The sequence below is a fragment of the Sulfurospirillum sp. 1307 genome (assembly GCF_054408545.1).
The window spans coordinates 414,979-427,812 of record NZ_CP176011.1 but is presented as its reverse complement, the minus strand read 5'-3'; the positions used below and the strand labels follow the sequence as shown (position 1 = coordinate 427,812).

Annotated in this window: 11 protein-coding genes; 5 read left to right on the top strand and 6 right to left on the bottom strand. The window is 31.5% G+C overall.

Annotated elements, in window-relative coordinates:
- Positions 1-3: 3 nt before the first annotated feature.
- The 6 genes from htpX to hemB form a co-directional block, all read right to left on the bottom strand.
- A complete protein-coding gene (gene htpX, locus ACKGJI_RS02245) occupies positions 4-870 on the bottom strand; it encodes a protease HtpX (protein ID WP_458700939.1) in 867 nt (288 codons plus the stop codon).
- A gap of 67 nt (positions 871-937) precedes the next feature.
- Positions 938-2,203 carry a (Fe-S)-binding protein gene (locus ACKGJI_RS02240; RefSeq protein ID WP_458700938.1) on the bottom strand — a complete coding sequence of 422 codons (1,266 nt, stop codon included), beginning with the start codon at positions 2,201-2,203 and terminating at the stop codon, positions 938-940.
- A gap of 69 nt (positions 2,204-2,272) precedes the next feature.
- Entirely contained in the window at positions 2,273-3,640 is a 1,368-nt protein-coding gene (hemN, locus tag ACKGJI_RS02235; protein ID WP_458700937.1) for an oxygen-independent coproporphyrinogen III oxidase, read from the bottom strand.
- A gap of 7 nt (positions 3,641-3,647) precedes the next feature.
- Positions 3,648-4,121: a DUF2603 domain-containing protein gene (locus ACKGJI_RS02230; protein WP_458700936.1), complete on the bottom strand. Its 474-nt coding sequence runs from the start codon at positions 4,119-4,121 to the stop codon at positions 3,648-3,650.
- Positions 4,114-5,046 (bottom strand): ornithine carbamoyltransferase, encoded by a 933-nt coding sequence (argF, locus tag ACKGJI_RS02225; RefSeq protein ID WP_458700935.1) that lies wholly within the window; start codon positions 5,044-5,046, stop codon positions 4,114-4,116. The genes ACKGJI_RS02230 and argF overlap by 8 nt, the downstream gene beginning before the upstream one ends.
- Positions 5,047-5,125: 79 nt before the next feature.
- Entirely contained in the window at positions 5,126-6,106 is a 981-nt protein-coding gene (hemB, locus tag ACKGJI_RS02220; protein WP_458700934.1) for a porphobilinogen synthase, read from the bottom strand.
- 131 nt (positions 6,107-6,237) lie between these two features.
- Between hemB and ribA the strand changes: the two genes are divergently transcribed.
- From ribA to ACKGJI_RS02195, 5 genes are all read left to right on the top strand, one after another.
- Positions 6,238-6,801 (top strand): GTP cyclohydrolase II, encoded by a 564-nt coding sequence (ribA, locus tag ACKGJI_RS02215; protein WP_458700933.1) that lies wholly within the window; start codon positions 6,238-6,240, stop codon positions 6,799-6,801.
- 135 nt (positions 6,802-6,936) lie between these two features.
- On the top strand, positions 6,937-7,371 hold the full coding sequence (locus tag ACKGJI_RS02210) for a MarR family winged helix-turn-helix transcriptional regulator (protein WP_458700932.1): 435 nt from the start codon (positions 6,937-6,939) through the stop codon (positions 7,369-7,371).
- A complete protein-coding gene (locus tag ACKGJI_RS02205; RefSeq protein WP_458700931.1) occupies positions 7,368-8,594 on the top strand; it encodes a TolC family protein in 1,227 nt (408 codons plus the stop codon). Before ACKGJI_RS02210 ends, ACKGJI_RS02205 begins: the two co-directional genes overlap by 4 nt.
- A complete protein-coding gene (locus tag ACKGJI_RS02200; protein ID WP_458700930.1) occupies positions 8,591-9,703 on the top strand; it encodes an efflux RND transporter periplasmic adaptor subunit in 1,113 nt (370 codons plus the stop codon). The genes ACKGJI_RS02205 and ACKGJI_RS02200 overlap by 4 nt, the downstream gene beginning before the upstream one ends.
- 4 nt (positions 9,704-9,707) lie before the next feature.
- Entirely contained in the window at positions 9,708-12,833 is a 3,126-nt protein-coding gene (locus ACKGJI_RS02195; protein WP_458700929.1) for an efflux RND transporter permease subunit, read from the top strand.
- The last annotated feature ends 1 nt before the right edge of the window (position 12,834 follow it).

The following is a 12,834-nucleotide window of genomic DNA, read 5'->3' as shown; positions in this document are numbered from 1 at the left end:
AATTTAATTTCCTCTTGCTAACTCTTCTATGTGAAGAAGTCTTTTTTCTATTGGAGGGTGTGAAGCAAAAAATGTCTCTAAAAATCCAATTATTCCAAAAGCTTTCATATCATTTGGTAAGCTTAACTGTTCTGCTGGAATTTTACCTAGTTTTGCTAAAGCATAATAGATTCCATTTACTCCACTCAAAGAAACTGCTCCTTCATCTGCTTTGTATTCTCTGTATCTACTAAACCACATCAAAATCGCAGTTGCAAAGAGTGAAAATACCATCTCCAAAGCAAAGCTTATTGCATAATAAGTCATGATGTTTGTATTTCCTTCACGATCTCTTGAGAACATATTTGCTAGCAATCTAGAAAAGAAAATTACAAAAGTATTTAAAACACCCTGCATCAAGGTCATAGTTACCATGTCACCATTTTTAATATGACTTATTTCGTGAGCAAGTACTCCTTCAATTTCTTCTTTATTCATAATATCAATCAAACCAGTACTTACAGCTACTAAAGCATTGTTTTTATCCCAACCAGTTGCAAAAGCATTAGGTGCGGCATCAAAAATTCCAACTTCAGGCATATCAAAACCAGCTTCATAAGATAATTTTTCTACAGTTTGCAAAAGCCAAACTTCAAAATCACTTCTAGGAGTATCAATAATTCTAACTCCCATACCTCGTATAGCCATTTGTTTTGAAAGCAATAATGATATAAAACTTCCACCAAAACCAAATATTAAAGCAAATACAAAAAGTCCATTTACACTATTTGGATCAATATAAATGCCAAAAAAATTCTCAAGTACAAATAAAACTAAATACAAAGAAGCCATTACAGCTAGGTTCATAACAATAAGCATTAGTATTGCCATATATCAAACTCCTACTTTTTTAGCCAAATTTTATCATGAAAAGTTAAATAAAAATGCAACTTTAGTATCATTCTAAAGCTTCGGCAATTAACTCTATAGGATTTTTAAAAATTGTATCAGCTTTTGCTAAGTGTAAAGAGTTTCCAATCTGCACTCTACAAGCACTACACTCAGCACTTACTACTTCAGCCTTCGTTTTTTTAATCATATCAGCTTTTGGAATTCCTGCTGCTACAGAAAAATCATATTTTTCAATTTGCATTGTAACTCCACCAAAGCCACAACACTTGTTAGGATCACTCATCTCTTTCATTACATAGTTTTGAGAAATCAAATCTCTAGGCTCTTTGTAAATACCTTGCATCTTTCTAGCGTGACAAGGGTCATGGTAAGTTACAGTAGAATTAAGCTTACCTTTTTTTGCTAAAATCTCTTTTAGGTTTGTCTTTTTTTCTAAATACTCAGTTGCCATGTATATATGAGGTGCTATAGCTTCAGCTCTTTTTTTCCATTCTAGCTGGTCATGAAAAAAGTGAGCATAATCTACTTTTATCATAGCACTACAAGTAGCTTCTGGTATGATAATGGCATCTAGCTCATCTACAAAACCCTCAATATACTCAATATTAAATTTGGCTAAGGAATCAACGCTATCAAAATCACCCGTAAAATAAGATGGTGCACCACAACACTTTTGTTGCTTGATTAAGTATGCATCGATTTGTAAAACTTCTAAAATTTTTAAAAGTGATTTTCCAATATCTGTGTACATGTAGTTTCCAAGACAACCTATAAATATCCCTACTTTTCCTTTACTACCATTTTTGATTACATCAGGATAAGAGTTTAAAAAACTTTTTTTTGCCATACTTGGCAATAACCTATCATATCTTATAAGTGGAAAATTTCTTAAAAACATAGATTTTCGTTTGTCATCTTTTTTAAATGCACAAGTTTGAAAAACAAATCCAAACTTAGCAACAATATCCATAATTTTACGATTTCTTAAAAGAAAAAATGAAAGTCTTTTATACCAAGCAAGGCCATATTTTTTTCTTATATCATTTCTAGCTTGCTCAATCAGCATATCAACTGGCAAATCATTTGGGCAAACATCTACGCAGTTAGTACACAAAAAACAACTCTCAAATATATCTTTAGCATTTTTATCAAGCTCTAAATTTCCTTTTTGATAAGCTCCTAAAAGCTCTAAAAAACCTCTTGGACTTGTAACCTCATCAGAGTTTACTTGATGTATTGTACATGTAGGAATACACTTACCACATTTTATACAAGAATCACTTGTTTTTGAAAAATCAAAAGTTGCTAACATTTACACTGTCCCCTTTTTATTGAACAAGTCCAATAAAAATTCTTCGCGACTAAAAGTTATATATTTCATCTATACAGTCTTACTAAATCTTCGTTTATCTTCTGGTATTTTTTGCAAATACGCATCAAAAGGCATCACTATATTTCTTATCAGAAGCGTTCCTGTTTGACTAACTTCAATCTTTTCATTACTAACTCTAACAAGTCCCTCTTCTTCAAAAACTTTTAGCTTCTCAAGAGCGTCATCAAAATATTCTTTAAAATCAATTCCAAACTCTCTTTCAATTCTTGTAATATCTAACTTAAAATTACTCATCATTTCCATAATAACTGCTTTTCTAAGCACATCATCATCATTTAATTTTAAACCCCTATGAACAGGCAAATGACCACTGTCCAAAAGAGCCTCATACTCTTTCATATCCTTAACATTTTGAACATAATGATAAACTCCCTCACCAATACTTGTAAGCCCGACTCCAATCAAATCAGCCCCACCTTTTGTGGTATAGCCTTGGAAATTTCTATGAAGTTCGCCCTTTTCTATCGCTAAAAACAGCTCATCTTCAGGCTTTGCAAAATGATCCATTCCAACCATTTTTAAGCCATTGCTTGTTAGATAATCTATGGTATATTTTAAAATTTCTAGTTTTTCACTTGGATTTGGAAGCGTAGTTTCATCTATCTTTCTCATGGTTTTTTTCATCCATGGAACATGAGCATAATTAAACACAGCAAATCTATCAGTGTCTAATTTAAGCGCTAATTCTAAAGTCTTTTTAAATGTATCTAAACTTTGATAAGGAAGTCCATAAATCAAGTCCATATTAACTGAATTTATTCCAGCAATTCTTGCCATATCAACAGCATTTTTAGTTACTTCAAATGGCTGAATTCTGTGAATTGCAGTTTGAACTTTTTCATTAAAATCTTGAACACCAAAACTAACTCTATTAAATCCACCTTGAACTAAAACATCAACTTGTTCTTGTGTTAAAAATCTCGGATCAATCTCACAGCTAACCTCAGCATCACTACTAAAATTTGGAAAATGTTTTTTTATTAGTTTTATGATTCTTTCTAATTGCTCGGCGCTAAAAAAAGTTGGAGTTCCTCCACCAAAATGCATTTGCAAAACTTCTCTTTTTTTGTCAAGATGTTTTGATAGTATGTTTAATTCTTTTTCTAAATAGCCTATATATCTCTCTTTTTTATCCTCTTTAGAAGTAAAAACTACATTACACCCACAAAAATAACAAGCACTTCTACAAAATGGCAAGTGAAAATATAAAGACAACTTTCTATTTTTATCTTGATTTTCTAATATATCGATATATGTTTGCTCATTAAATTCTTCATTAAATTCTGGTGCTGTTGGATAACTAGTATATCTAGGACCTGGTTTTGAGTACTTTGAAAATTGTTCGAAATTTATCATTTTTTTCCTACATTCCTAAAACATTCAAATCTTTTAAATCTAAAAATAGATTTGGGTGTTTTGTTTTTATTTTTTTTATTAAGGCTTCTAAATCTACATTTAGATTTCTTGTCTCTTTATTTTGAGAAGTTGCCATCTTTTTAATCTCATCCATAGCAACTACCCACACATCTTGAAAATCAATTGGAATACTCTTCCAAATAGCTTTTTCAAGTTTTAATTGGAAGTTTTCTTCCATAGTTTCTTTATAATTTTGTATAATCTGATTGATAGATTTTAGTGAAATCATAGTATGAAGTTTTTGATTTTCATCAACAACAAACCATGGCTCCTCACTATCCCAACTTCCACTTTTTAAACTAAGTTGCTTTATATCTTGATTATCTGTACTTTTAACTTCTATAACTGTTTTTTCATCATCAAATCCCAAATCTTTTGATAGGTCATTAATCATTTTATAAACAGAAATATCGTTAGCCATCTTTTTGCCTCCATGAATCTAACCAAACCATTACAGCCTTTTGTGCATGAAGTCTGTTTTCTGCTTCATCAAATACGATTTTAGAATAATGCTCTAAAACCTCATCACTAACTTCATAGCCTCTATAAGCTGGTAAACAATGTAAAAATATAGCATCATCTTTTGCAAGTTTCATCATATCCATATCAACCATATATCCTGCAAACTCTTTTACTTTTTGCTCTTTTTCAGCTTCTTGTCCCATGGAAATCCAAGTATCAGTTGTTACAACATCTGCTCCACTTACAGCTTCTCTTGGATCATTCATATAAGTAATCTTTGCTCCGCTGATACTAGCAAGCTCTTTTGCATCATCAATTATCTCTTGCCAAGGCTCTCTTCCCTTTGGAGTTGCAATTCTTAGCTCAAAACCAAGCTTACCTGCTAACATCATCCAAGAGTGAGTCATATTGTTTCCATCTCCAACATAAGCAACAACTGGATTATTGGTTTTGTTATATTCTATCATAGTTAAATAATCTGCCATTAGCTGAACTGGGTGATACTTATCTGTAAGGCCATTGATAACAGGAACTCCAGAGTACTTGGCAAATTCATCTAAAACTTTTTGGTCATAAGTTCTAATCATAATCATATCTATCATTCTACCCATCACCCTAGCACTATCTTTCATAGGCTCACCTCTTCCTAATTGCAAATCATTCGAAGATAGGAAAAGTCCTTGTCCTCCAAGTTGATGGATACCTACTTCAAAGCTTATTCTAGTTCTTGTACTACTCTTTTCAAAAAGCATTCCAAGAGTTTGATTTTGAAGGTAAGGGATATAGTTTCTCTTTTTTGCCTCTTTTTTTATTTTAATTGCTAAATCAAAAATCTCTAGTAAATCTTCTTTTGAGTGGTCGTATATCGAAAGGAAATGTTTCATTTGACTGTCTCCTTTAACTTGAGCAAAGCCCAAGTTAAATTCCTCTCACTGAAGCTTAGGCTGTCGCCTAGAATACATTTCATTTTGCTGTCCCCCTTAAAATCTCTGCTACTTCTTTTGCATGATAGCTTATGATGATATCAGCTCCTGCTCTTTTAAAACCAAGCATAGTTTCCATCATAACTCTTTCATAGTCAATTACACCAGCCTTAGCAGCAGCTTTTAGCATAGCATATTCTCCACTTACATTATAAACTGCAAGTGGTAAGCTTGTATTGTCTTTTACTTCTCTTATGATATCAAGATATGCAAGCGCTGGTTTTACCATAAGTATATCTGCGCCTTGAACTTCATCTTCAACACTCTCACTAATTGCTTCTCTTCTATTTGCAGGGTCCATTTGATAGCTTCTTCTATCTCCAAAACTAGGAGCAGATTCAGCTACATCACGAAATGGCCCATAATAAGCACTTGCAAACTTAGTAGAATAACTCATAATCGGAAGATTAATAAATCCTTCATTATCAAGCGCTTCTCTTAAAATCTCAATAGTACCATCCATCATACCACTAGGCGCAATCATATCAACACCGGCCTTTGCATGAATCAAAGCCTGTTTTGCTAAAATCTCTAGAGTTGCATCATTATCAACTGTTTCATGCTCTAAATCTAAAATACCACAATGTCCATGGTCAGTAAACTCACAAAAACACAAATCACTTACTACAAACATATCTGGAAATTTCTCTTTTATAGCCCTAATAGCACTTGCAATGATACCATGTTCACAAAGTGCATCACTTCCGATACTATCTTTAATAGCTGGAATTCCAAAAAGTATAATAGAATTTATACCCAACTTTTGTAAAACTTCGCACTCTTTTAAGATTTCATCTATACTCATTTGATAAACTCCTGGCATTGAGCTTATCTCTTTTTTTATACCCTCACCGCTTTTAACAAACAATGGATATATAAAATCCTCTACATGTAGAGATGTTTCTCTTACTAAGTCTCTTAAATTTTTATTAATTCTTAATCTTCTAAAGCGTTTAAACATATTTTTGTCCTTTTATGGGTATAATCCTATTTTTAAAAGTAGTTATTTTACCATAAAGATTATAAAATTTTTCTCTAAGTCCAATTTGCAAGGATTTACATGTAAAATAACAAGATAAAAGGATCAATAAAATGAGAATCAATATTTCAAACATAGCAAACCTTCCATCTAAATTTGGAAATTTTAAAATACAAACTTTTGCTGAAGGCATTAAAGAACACTTAGTTATATTTAAAGAGCCTCTTGGCGAAATCCCAATAGTAAGAGTTCATAGCGAATGTCTAACAGGCGATGCTATTGGAAGCTTAAAGTGTGATTGTGGAGACCAACTTGCTTTTGCATTAAAAAAGATAGAAAAAAATGGTGGCATGGTAATATACCTTCGCCAAGAAGGAAGAAATATAGGTCTTTTAAATAAAACAAATGCTTATGCTCTTCAAGACAAAGGCTTAGATACAGTTCAAGCAAACCACCAACTGGGATTTAAAACCGATGAGAGAAGTTACGAAGTAGTTGAGTTTATACTAGCTCATTTTAAAATCAATAAAATCAAACTGCTAACAAATAATCCAAATAAAATAGAATCACTACAAAATGTAGAAATAGTAGAAAGACTCCCCATAGTCATTGAATCAAACAAATACAATGAAAATTACTTAAAAACCAAAAAAGAGCAAATGGGGCATATGTTTTAGCCCTATTCCACAAAAATCTTCTATTTGAATTTTAGTATTATTTTTTATGTATATCTAAGGATTAATTAAATATAGTTTCATAGCCAATAGTTGCATATACAACTATTGGCATATCAATAAAGAAAGGAGGATTGCATGCAAGATCTTATTGAAAACATTATTTTAGAGATAAAATTAACTAAAAACATAATGGATAATGAACACAACAAATATATCAAACCACTAAATATCAGTAGTGAACAAGGTCTTTTATTGAAATTTGTATATGAAATGCCTGGGCTTACTCAAACAAAGCTAGCTGAATTGGTACATAAAGACAAAACTACTATAACAAGGATGATTGATTCGCTAGAAAAAAAAGGTTTTGTTGTTAGAAAAAACTCTGATGAAGATAGAAGAATTTACAAAATTTATCTAACAAAAGAGACTGAAGAAATGGCAAAACAATTAAACCCGATTTTTCAAAAACAAATTGAAGATTTAAAAAACATCATAGGAAAAGATGATTACAAAGTTGCTCTTAGAGTAATGGGTAAAATTAAAAAATATTATAAAGGATTAAATAAATGAAAAAATTATTATTTTTGGCAATTTGTGTTGCCTTACAAGCAAATGATTTAAAATCATTACTAGATATTGCACTAACTAATAATAAAATGATTCAATCAAAAGAGTTAAGCCAAAATGCAAAATTAAAACAGCTTGAATCATCACAAAATGCCTACTATCCAACAGTAGATGCAGGAGGATATTTTCAAAGCTCAAATGTAAAGACACCAAGTGTAGCTGGAGATATATATAGTGGCTATGCTAAGGTTGGAGTTGATTTGTATGATGGTGGAAAGAAAAAAAATGATATAGAAAAAAACAAGGCATTACTAAACTCTGCAAAATATGATAAATTGGCATACCAAAAAAGCTTACAACTAGATATTATCAATGACTATTTCAACATATTAAGTGCTAAAGAGAATTTAGAAGCACTAAAAAACAAAAAAAACCAACTAAATGCAGAACTTCAAAGAGTAAAAAAATTTTATGAAGTTGGAAGTGCTACAAAAGATGATATAGATAAACTACAAGCTGAACTTAGCAATAGTTCATATCAAATAGAGGCATTGAAATTTCAAATTTTCTCTTTAAAGCAAATGCTAAGTATAAAAATCGGACAAGATATAAAAGATATACAATCAAGCAATATAATTGAGCCAAAAGATTTAACAATAGCACCAAGTGATGATATCAAAGCCATGATTGAGAGCGCAAAAAGCTTAGAATTTAGTGCAAATAGTTTAAATTCTACTTATAAACCTCAAGTTAGATTAGAAGATACATTTAGCATATATAATTATGGAAGAAGCGATTCAACTCACTATGAAGGAGCTGACCATCAAAATCAACTTATGCTTAGTTTCAATATAAGGTTATTTGATAATGATGTTGTCAAAAAACAAAAAGAATCAATTATGATAGAGAAAATGGCTCTTCAAAAACAAATAAACCAACAAAAAGATATGCAAAATATCAATGCAAAATTAGCAAAGTCAAAAATCCAAACTATAAAAGCTCAAATAAAAAGCGCAAAAAGCTCTTTAATCTCAGCAAATAGTGCTTTTAAAACAATATCTCAAAAATTTCAAGCAGGAGTTATTGACAATGTAGCTTATTTGGACACACTAAGCGTTAAAACAAGTGCTAAAGCTCAGTATGAAAAAGCTTTAAATGACTTGCAAATTGCTTATGCAACATATTATTACTATACAAATAAAAACATAAAGGATTATATAAAATGAAAAAAAGAGTACTAATAAATACAATTTTAAGTGCAACAATGCTCATATCAGGAAGCATCGTTTATGCAGCAGGAGCTCCTTCAAACAATAAAATGCCAACACCTCATGTTGATGTTTTTGAAGTAAAAGCACCTAGCAAATTAAAAATAGATAATTTAATCTATCCAGCACAAACAAATGCAAAAAGCTATGTTAGTATTGTAGCAAAAGTTAGTGGAACACTAGAAGAGATGAAATTTAAAGAGGGTGATGTTGTCAAAAAAGGAGACACTCTTTTTAAAATAAATGACAACATATACAAAGCTAGTTTAGATGAAGCTAAAGCAAATCTAGATTTGAATGAAGCAAACTTATATAGAGCCCAAAAAGACTGGCAAAGAGCAAAAAAACTTTTTAAGCAGCACTCGATTAGTGAAAAAGAAAAAGACAATGCCTTTAGTGCTTACAAAAGTGCACAAGCAGGAGTGCAAGCAGCAAAAGCCACAATCCAAAAAGCGCAAATTAATTTTGATTATACAAATGTGACTTCACCGATAAACGGAATTACAACAATCAAAAAAATAGATGTAGGAAACTTTGTAAATCCAGGAACTCCTTTAGTTGATATTTATAATATAGATAGAATTTATGCAAATTTTTCAATGCCTAAAAGTGATTTTGAAAAATTACAAAGTATTTATAAGGTAGACGGTAATCTTAAAATCGATATTTTAAAAAACAACAAAGTCATTGCTAATGGTAACATTGATTATCTTGATAAAAAGATTGATAGAAGTACTTCTACTGTTAAGTTAAGAGCTATAATCGACAACAAAGATAAAAAACTCTTACCTGGAGATTTTATCAGAGTAAAGCTTTCAAATGTATATCAAAGTGGTGCTATATTGATACCTCAAAAATCAATTTTACAAAGCGCAAAAGGAACTATTGTATTTATCGAAGAAAATGGAAAAGTAGGAGTTCGTCCTATTTTTTCAATGAGTGAATATAAAGATAAGTACATAGTAAAAGGTTTAATCAAACCTGGTGATAAAGTCATCGTTAATAACTTTTTTAGAATAAAACCAGGCGCAAATATTGTCGTTGATAAGACAATAAATAAGGAATAAAACAATGTTTTCTAGATTTTTTATCAATAGGCCTATCTTTTCAACTGTAATATCACTTGTTATTATTATGGCTGGATTAGTGTCAATAAAACTACTTCCTATAAAAGAGTATCCAAGCATCACTCCACCTCAAATTGTAGTAACTGCAGCTTATCCAGGGGCAAATGCTGAAACTTTGGCAAAAACAGTGGCTGCACCACTTGAAGAATCAATCAATGGTGTAGATGATATGATATATATGAGCTCAACTCTTTCTCCAAGTGGGATGTTAACTCTTAATGTATATTTTAAGATTGGGACAGACAAGGAACAAGCAAAAGTTGATGTAAATAACCGTGTTCAACTAGCGCTTAGTAAACTTCCCTCAGAAGTAACAGACCAAGGAATTAGTGTTGATGCTAGATCACCAGATGTTTTAAAATTTATAACCTTTTCATCAAAAGATGATGTTCATGATGTAGCATTTATACATAATTATCTAAAGATAAATATGGTAGATGATTTAAAAAGGATTCCTGGTGTTGGTAGTGTTATGGTTTTTGGGGATAGAGACTATGCTATTAGGGTTTGGTTTGATCCACAAAAATTAAGCTTTTATAATCTTTCTCCTAGTGAAGTAATTAATACTATAAGAGAGCAAAACAACCAATATACTGCTGGAAGCTTAGGAGCAGAACCTTTAAACGAAGGAACGCCATATAGGTATACAATAGCTACAAAGGGAAGATTTAGTAGCGCAAAAGAGTTTGAAAACATAATAGTTAGAACAAATAGTGATGGTAGTACACTAAAATTAAAAGATATAGCAAAAGTTTCGCTTGGTATGAATTCTTATAATGTACAAAGTTCATACAATTTAAAACCAATGGTTGGTATGGGAATCTTTTTGTCTCCTGGAGCAAATGCCCTTGAAGTGTCTAGTGCAGTTAATGAAACAGTCGATAAGCTTATGAAAACTTTTCCTAAAGATTTGGAATATAAAGTTCCTTATGATACAACTCCATTTGTAAAAGCTTCTATTGAAGAGGTTTTAAAAACACTTTTTGAAGCAATGATTTTAGTAATTATACTGATTTATGTTTTTCTTGGAAATTTCAGAGCTACGCTCATACCAGTCATTGCAATTCCAGTTGCTATTATAGGAACATTTGCCGGACTTTATGCATTTGGTTTTTCTATAAATCTATTATCCTTGTTTGCATTAGTGCTTGCTATTGGGCTAGTTGTTGATGATGCTATTGTTGTTGTTGAAAATGTTGAGAGAAATCTTAGCGAAGATAAAAATATAAGTGTAAAAGATGCAACAATAAATGCTATGAAAGAGCTAACCTCACCGCTTATTGCAATTGTTTTAGTTTTAAGTGCTGTTTTTATTCCAGCAGCTCTAACTCCTGGATTTAGTGGAGAGTTTTACAAGCAATTTGCACTTACTATTGTAATTGCAGTTGCAATTTCAGGATTGGTTGCACTTACTCTTACTCCTGCACTGGCTGCACTTTTACTAAAAAGAGAAGAGAAACAAATCTGGCCTATTAGGAAATTTAACCAACTTTTCTCTTGGATTACAGACAAATATACAAAAACAGCTAAATTTATCATAAAGATAGGTGTGTTTTCAGTACTTTTATATGGTATTTTAATCTATGCTACTGTTGAGATTAATAAGGTTTTACCAAAAGGACTTGTTCCAACTGAAGATAAAGGTGTCTTGATGATGTTTAAATTCAATATGCCTGGAACTTCTTTGAGTGAAACTGACAAAACTACATTAGAAGTTGAAGATATGCTTCTTAAAAATCCATATATAGATGAAATTGCTGGAGTTAGTGGATTAGATTTAATGACAATGGCATTTAAAAGTGATTCATCTTTTATGTTTGCAAAACTAAAGCCTTGGGATGAAAGGACTAAACCAAATGAAATGTCAACAGCAATTGCTGGGGGCATCATGGGGCAATTCTCAACATATAAAGATGCTATGGTCTTAGCTTTTAATCCTCCTCCGATTATGGGTATGAGTATGACTGAAGGTTTTGAAATGTGGGTTCAAGATAGAACAGGAGGAGATATAAGAGAGCTTGATAAGTATGTAAAACAGATAGTAGCAGCTGCAAACCAAGACCCAAGATTGATGATGGTTCGCTCAACTCTTAGTACAAGTACACCTCAATATAAACTACATGTAAACAATGAAAAGGCAAAATCTATGAATGTTAGTTTATCAGATTTGTATAGTACGATAAGTTCATATTTTGGACAAACTTATATAAATGATTTTAATCTTTTTAGTAAAGTTTTCAATGTAAATGCTAGTGCACAAGGAGATTTTAGAAAAAATCTTGATAGCTTTAAAAATATTTATGTAAAATCAGCAGATGCTAAAATGATCCCGATTAGTGAACTAGTAGAAGTAAAAAGAGTTGTTGGAGCAAGTGTAATCCAAAGATTTAACATGTTTAACTCAGGATATGTTACAGGCTCAGCAACACCAGGTCATAGCTCAGGTGAAGCAATGCAAGCAATCCAAGAAATAAGTGCAAAAATACTGCCAAAAAGCGGATATACTATATCTTGGGCAGGAACTTCATATCAAGAAGATAAATTAAATAATTCAAATAACTATACAATGATTTATGCAATGATTTTTGTATTTTTAATCCTTGCAGCACTTTACGAGAGCTGGACTATACCGATTTCTGTTGTACTTTCAGTTCCTTTTGCATTGTTTGGAGCAGCAGGAGGTATTTATCTACTGAAGTTTATGCACCTTGAAGCAGACATATACTACCAAGTAGCACTTATAACACTCATAGGACTTAGTGCAAAAAATGCTATTTTGATAGTAGAATTTGCAGTTGAAAGGATAAAAAAAGGATATACTCTAATGGATGCAACTCTAGAGGCTGCAAAACTTAGATTTAGACCAATCATCATGACTTCATTTGCATTTATACTTGGAACTCTTCCTTTAGTTTTAAGCAGTGGTGCAGGAGCAAACAGTAGACATATACTTGGAACTTCAGTTGTATTTGGTATGACTTCAGCGACTATGATAGGAGTTTTGTTTATCCCATTTTTATTTTATGTTGTTATGTGGGTAAAACAAAAATTTTCACCGGCAAAAAATTAAC

Excerpts from the sequence above, each read along its gene's own strand:
- htpX (WP_458700939.1), bottom strand. The coding sequence starts at position 870 with ATGGCAATACTAATGCTTATTGTTATGAACCTAGCTGTAATGGCTTCT.
- ACKGJI_RS02240 (WP_458700938.1), bottom strand. The coding sequence starts at position 2,203 with ATGTTAGCAACTTTTGATTTTTCAAAAACAAGTGATTCTTGTATAAAA.
- hemN (WP_458700937.1), bottom strand. The coding sequence starts at position 3,640 with ATGATAAATTTCGAACAATTTTCAAAGTACTCAAAACCAGGTCCTAGA.
- ACKGJI_RS02230 (WP_458700936.1), bottom strand. The coding sequence starts at position 4,121 with ATGGCTAACGATATTTCTGTTTATAAAATGATTAATGACCTATCAAAA.
- argF (WP_458700935.1), bottom strand. The coding sequence starts at position 5,046 with ATGAAACATTTCCTTTCGATATACGACCACTCAAAAGAAGATTTACTA.
- hemB (WP_458700934.1), bottom strand. The coding sequence starts at position 6,106 with ATGTTTAAACGCTTTAGAAGATTAAGAATTAATAAAAATTTAAGAGAC.
- ribA (WP_458700933.1), top strand. The coding sequence starts at position 6,238 with ATGAGAATCAATATTTCAAACATAGCAAACCTTCCATCTAAATTTGGA.
- ACKGJI_RS02210 (WP_458700932.1), top strand. The coding sequence starts at position 6,937 with ATGCAAGATCTTATTGAAAACATTATTTTAGAGATAAAATTAACTAAA.
- ACKGJI_RS02205 (WP_458700931.1), top strand. The coding sequence starts at position 7,368 with ATGAAAAAATTATTATTTTTGGCAATTTGTGTTGCCTTACAAGCAAAT.
- ACKGJI_RS02200 (WP_458700930.1), top strand. The coding sequence starts at position 8,591 with ATGAAAAAAAGAGTACTAATAAATACAATTTTAAGTGCAACAATGCTC.
- ACKGJI_RS02195 (WP_458700929.1), top strand. The coding sequence starts at position 9,708 with ATGTTTTCTAGATTTTTTATCAATAGGCCTATCTTTTCAACTGTAATA.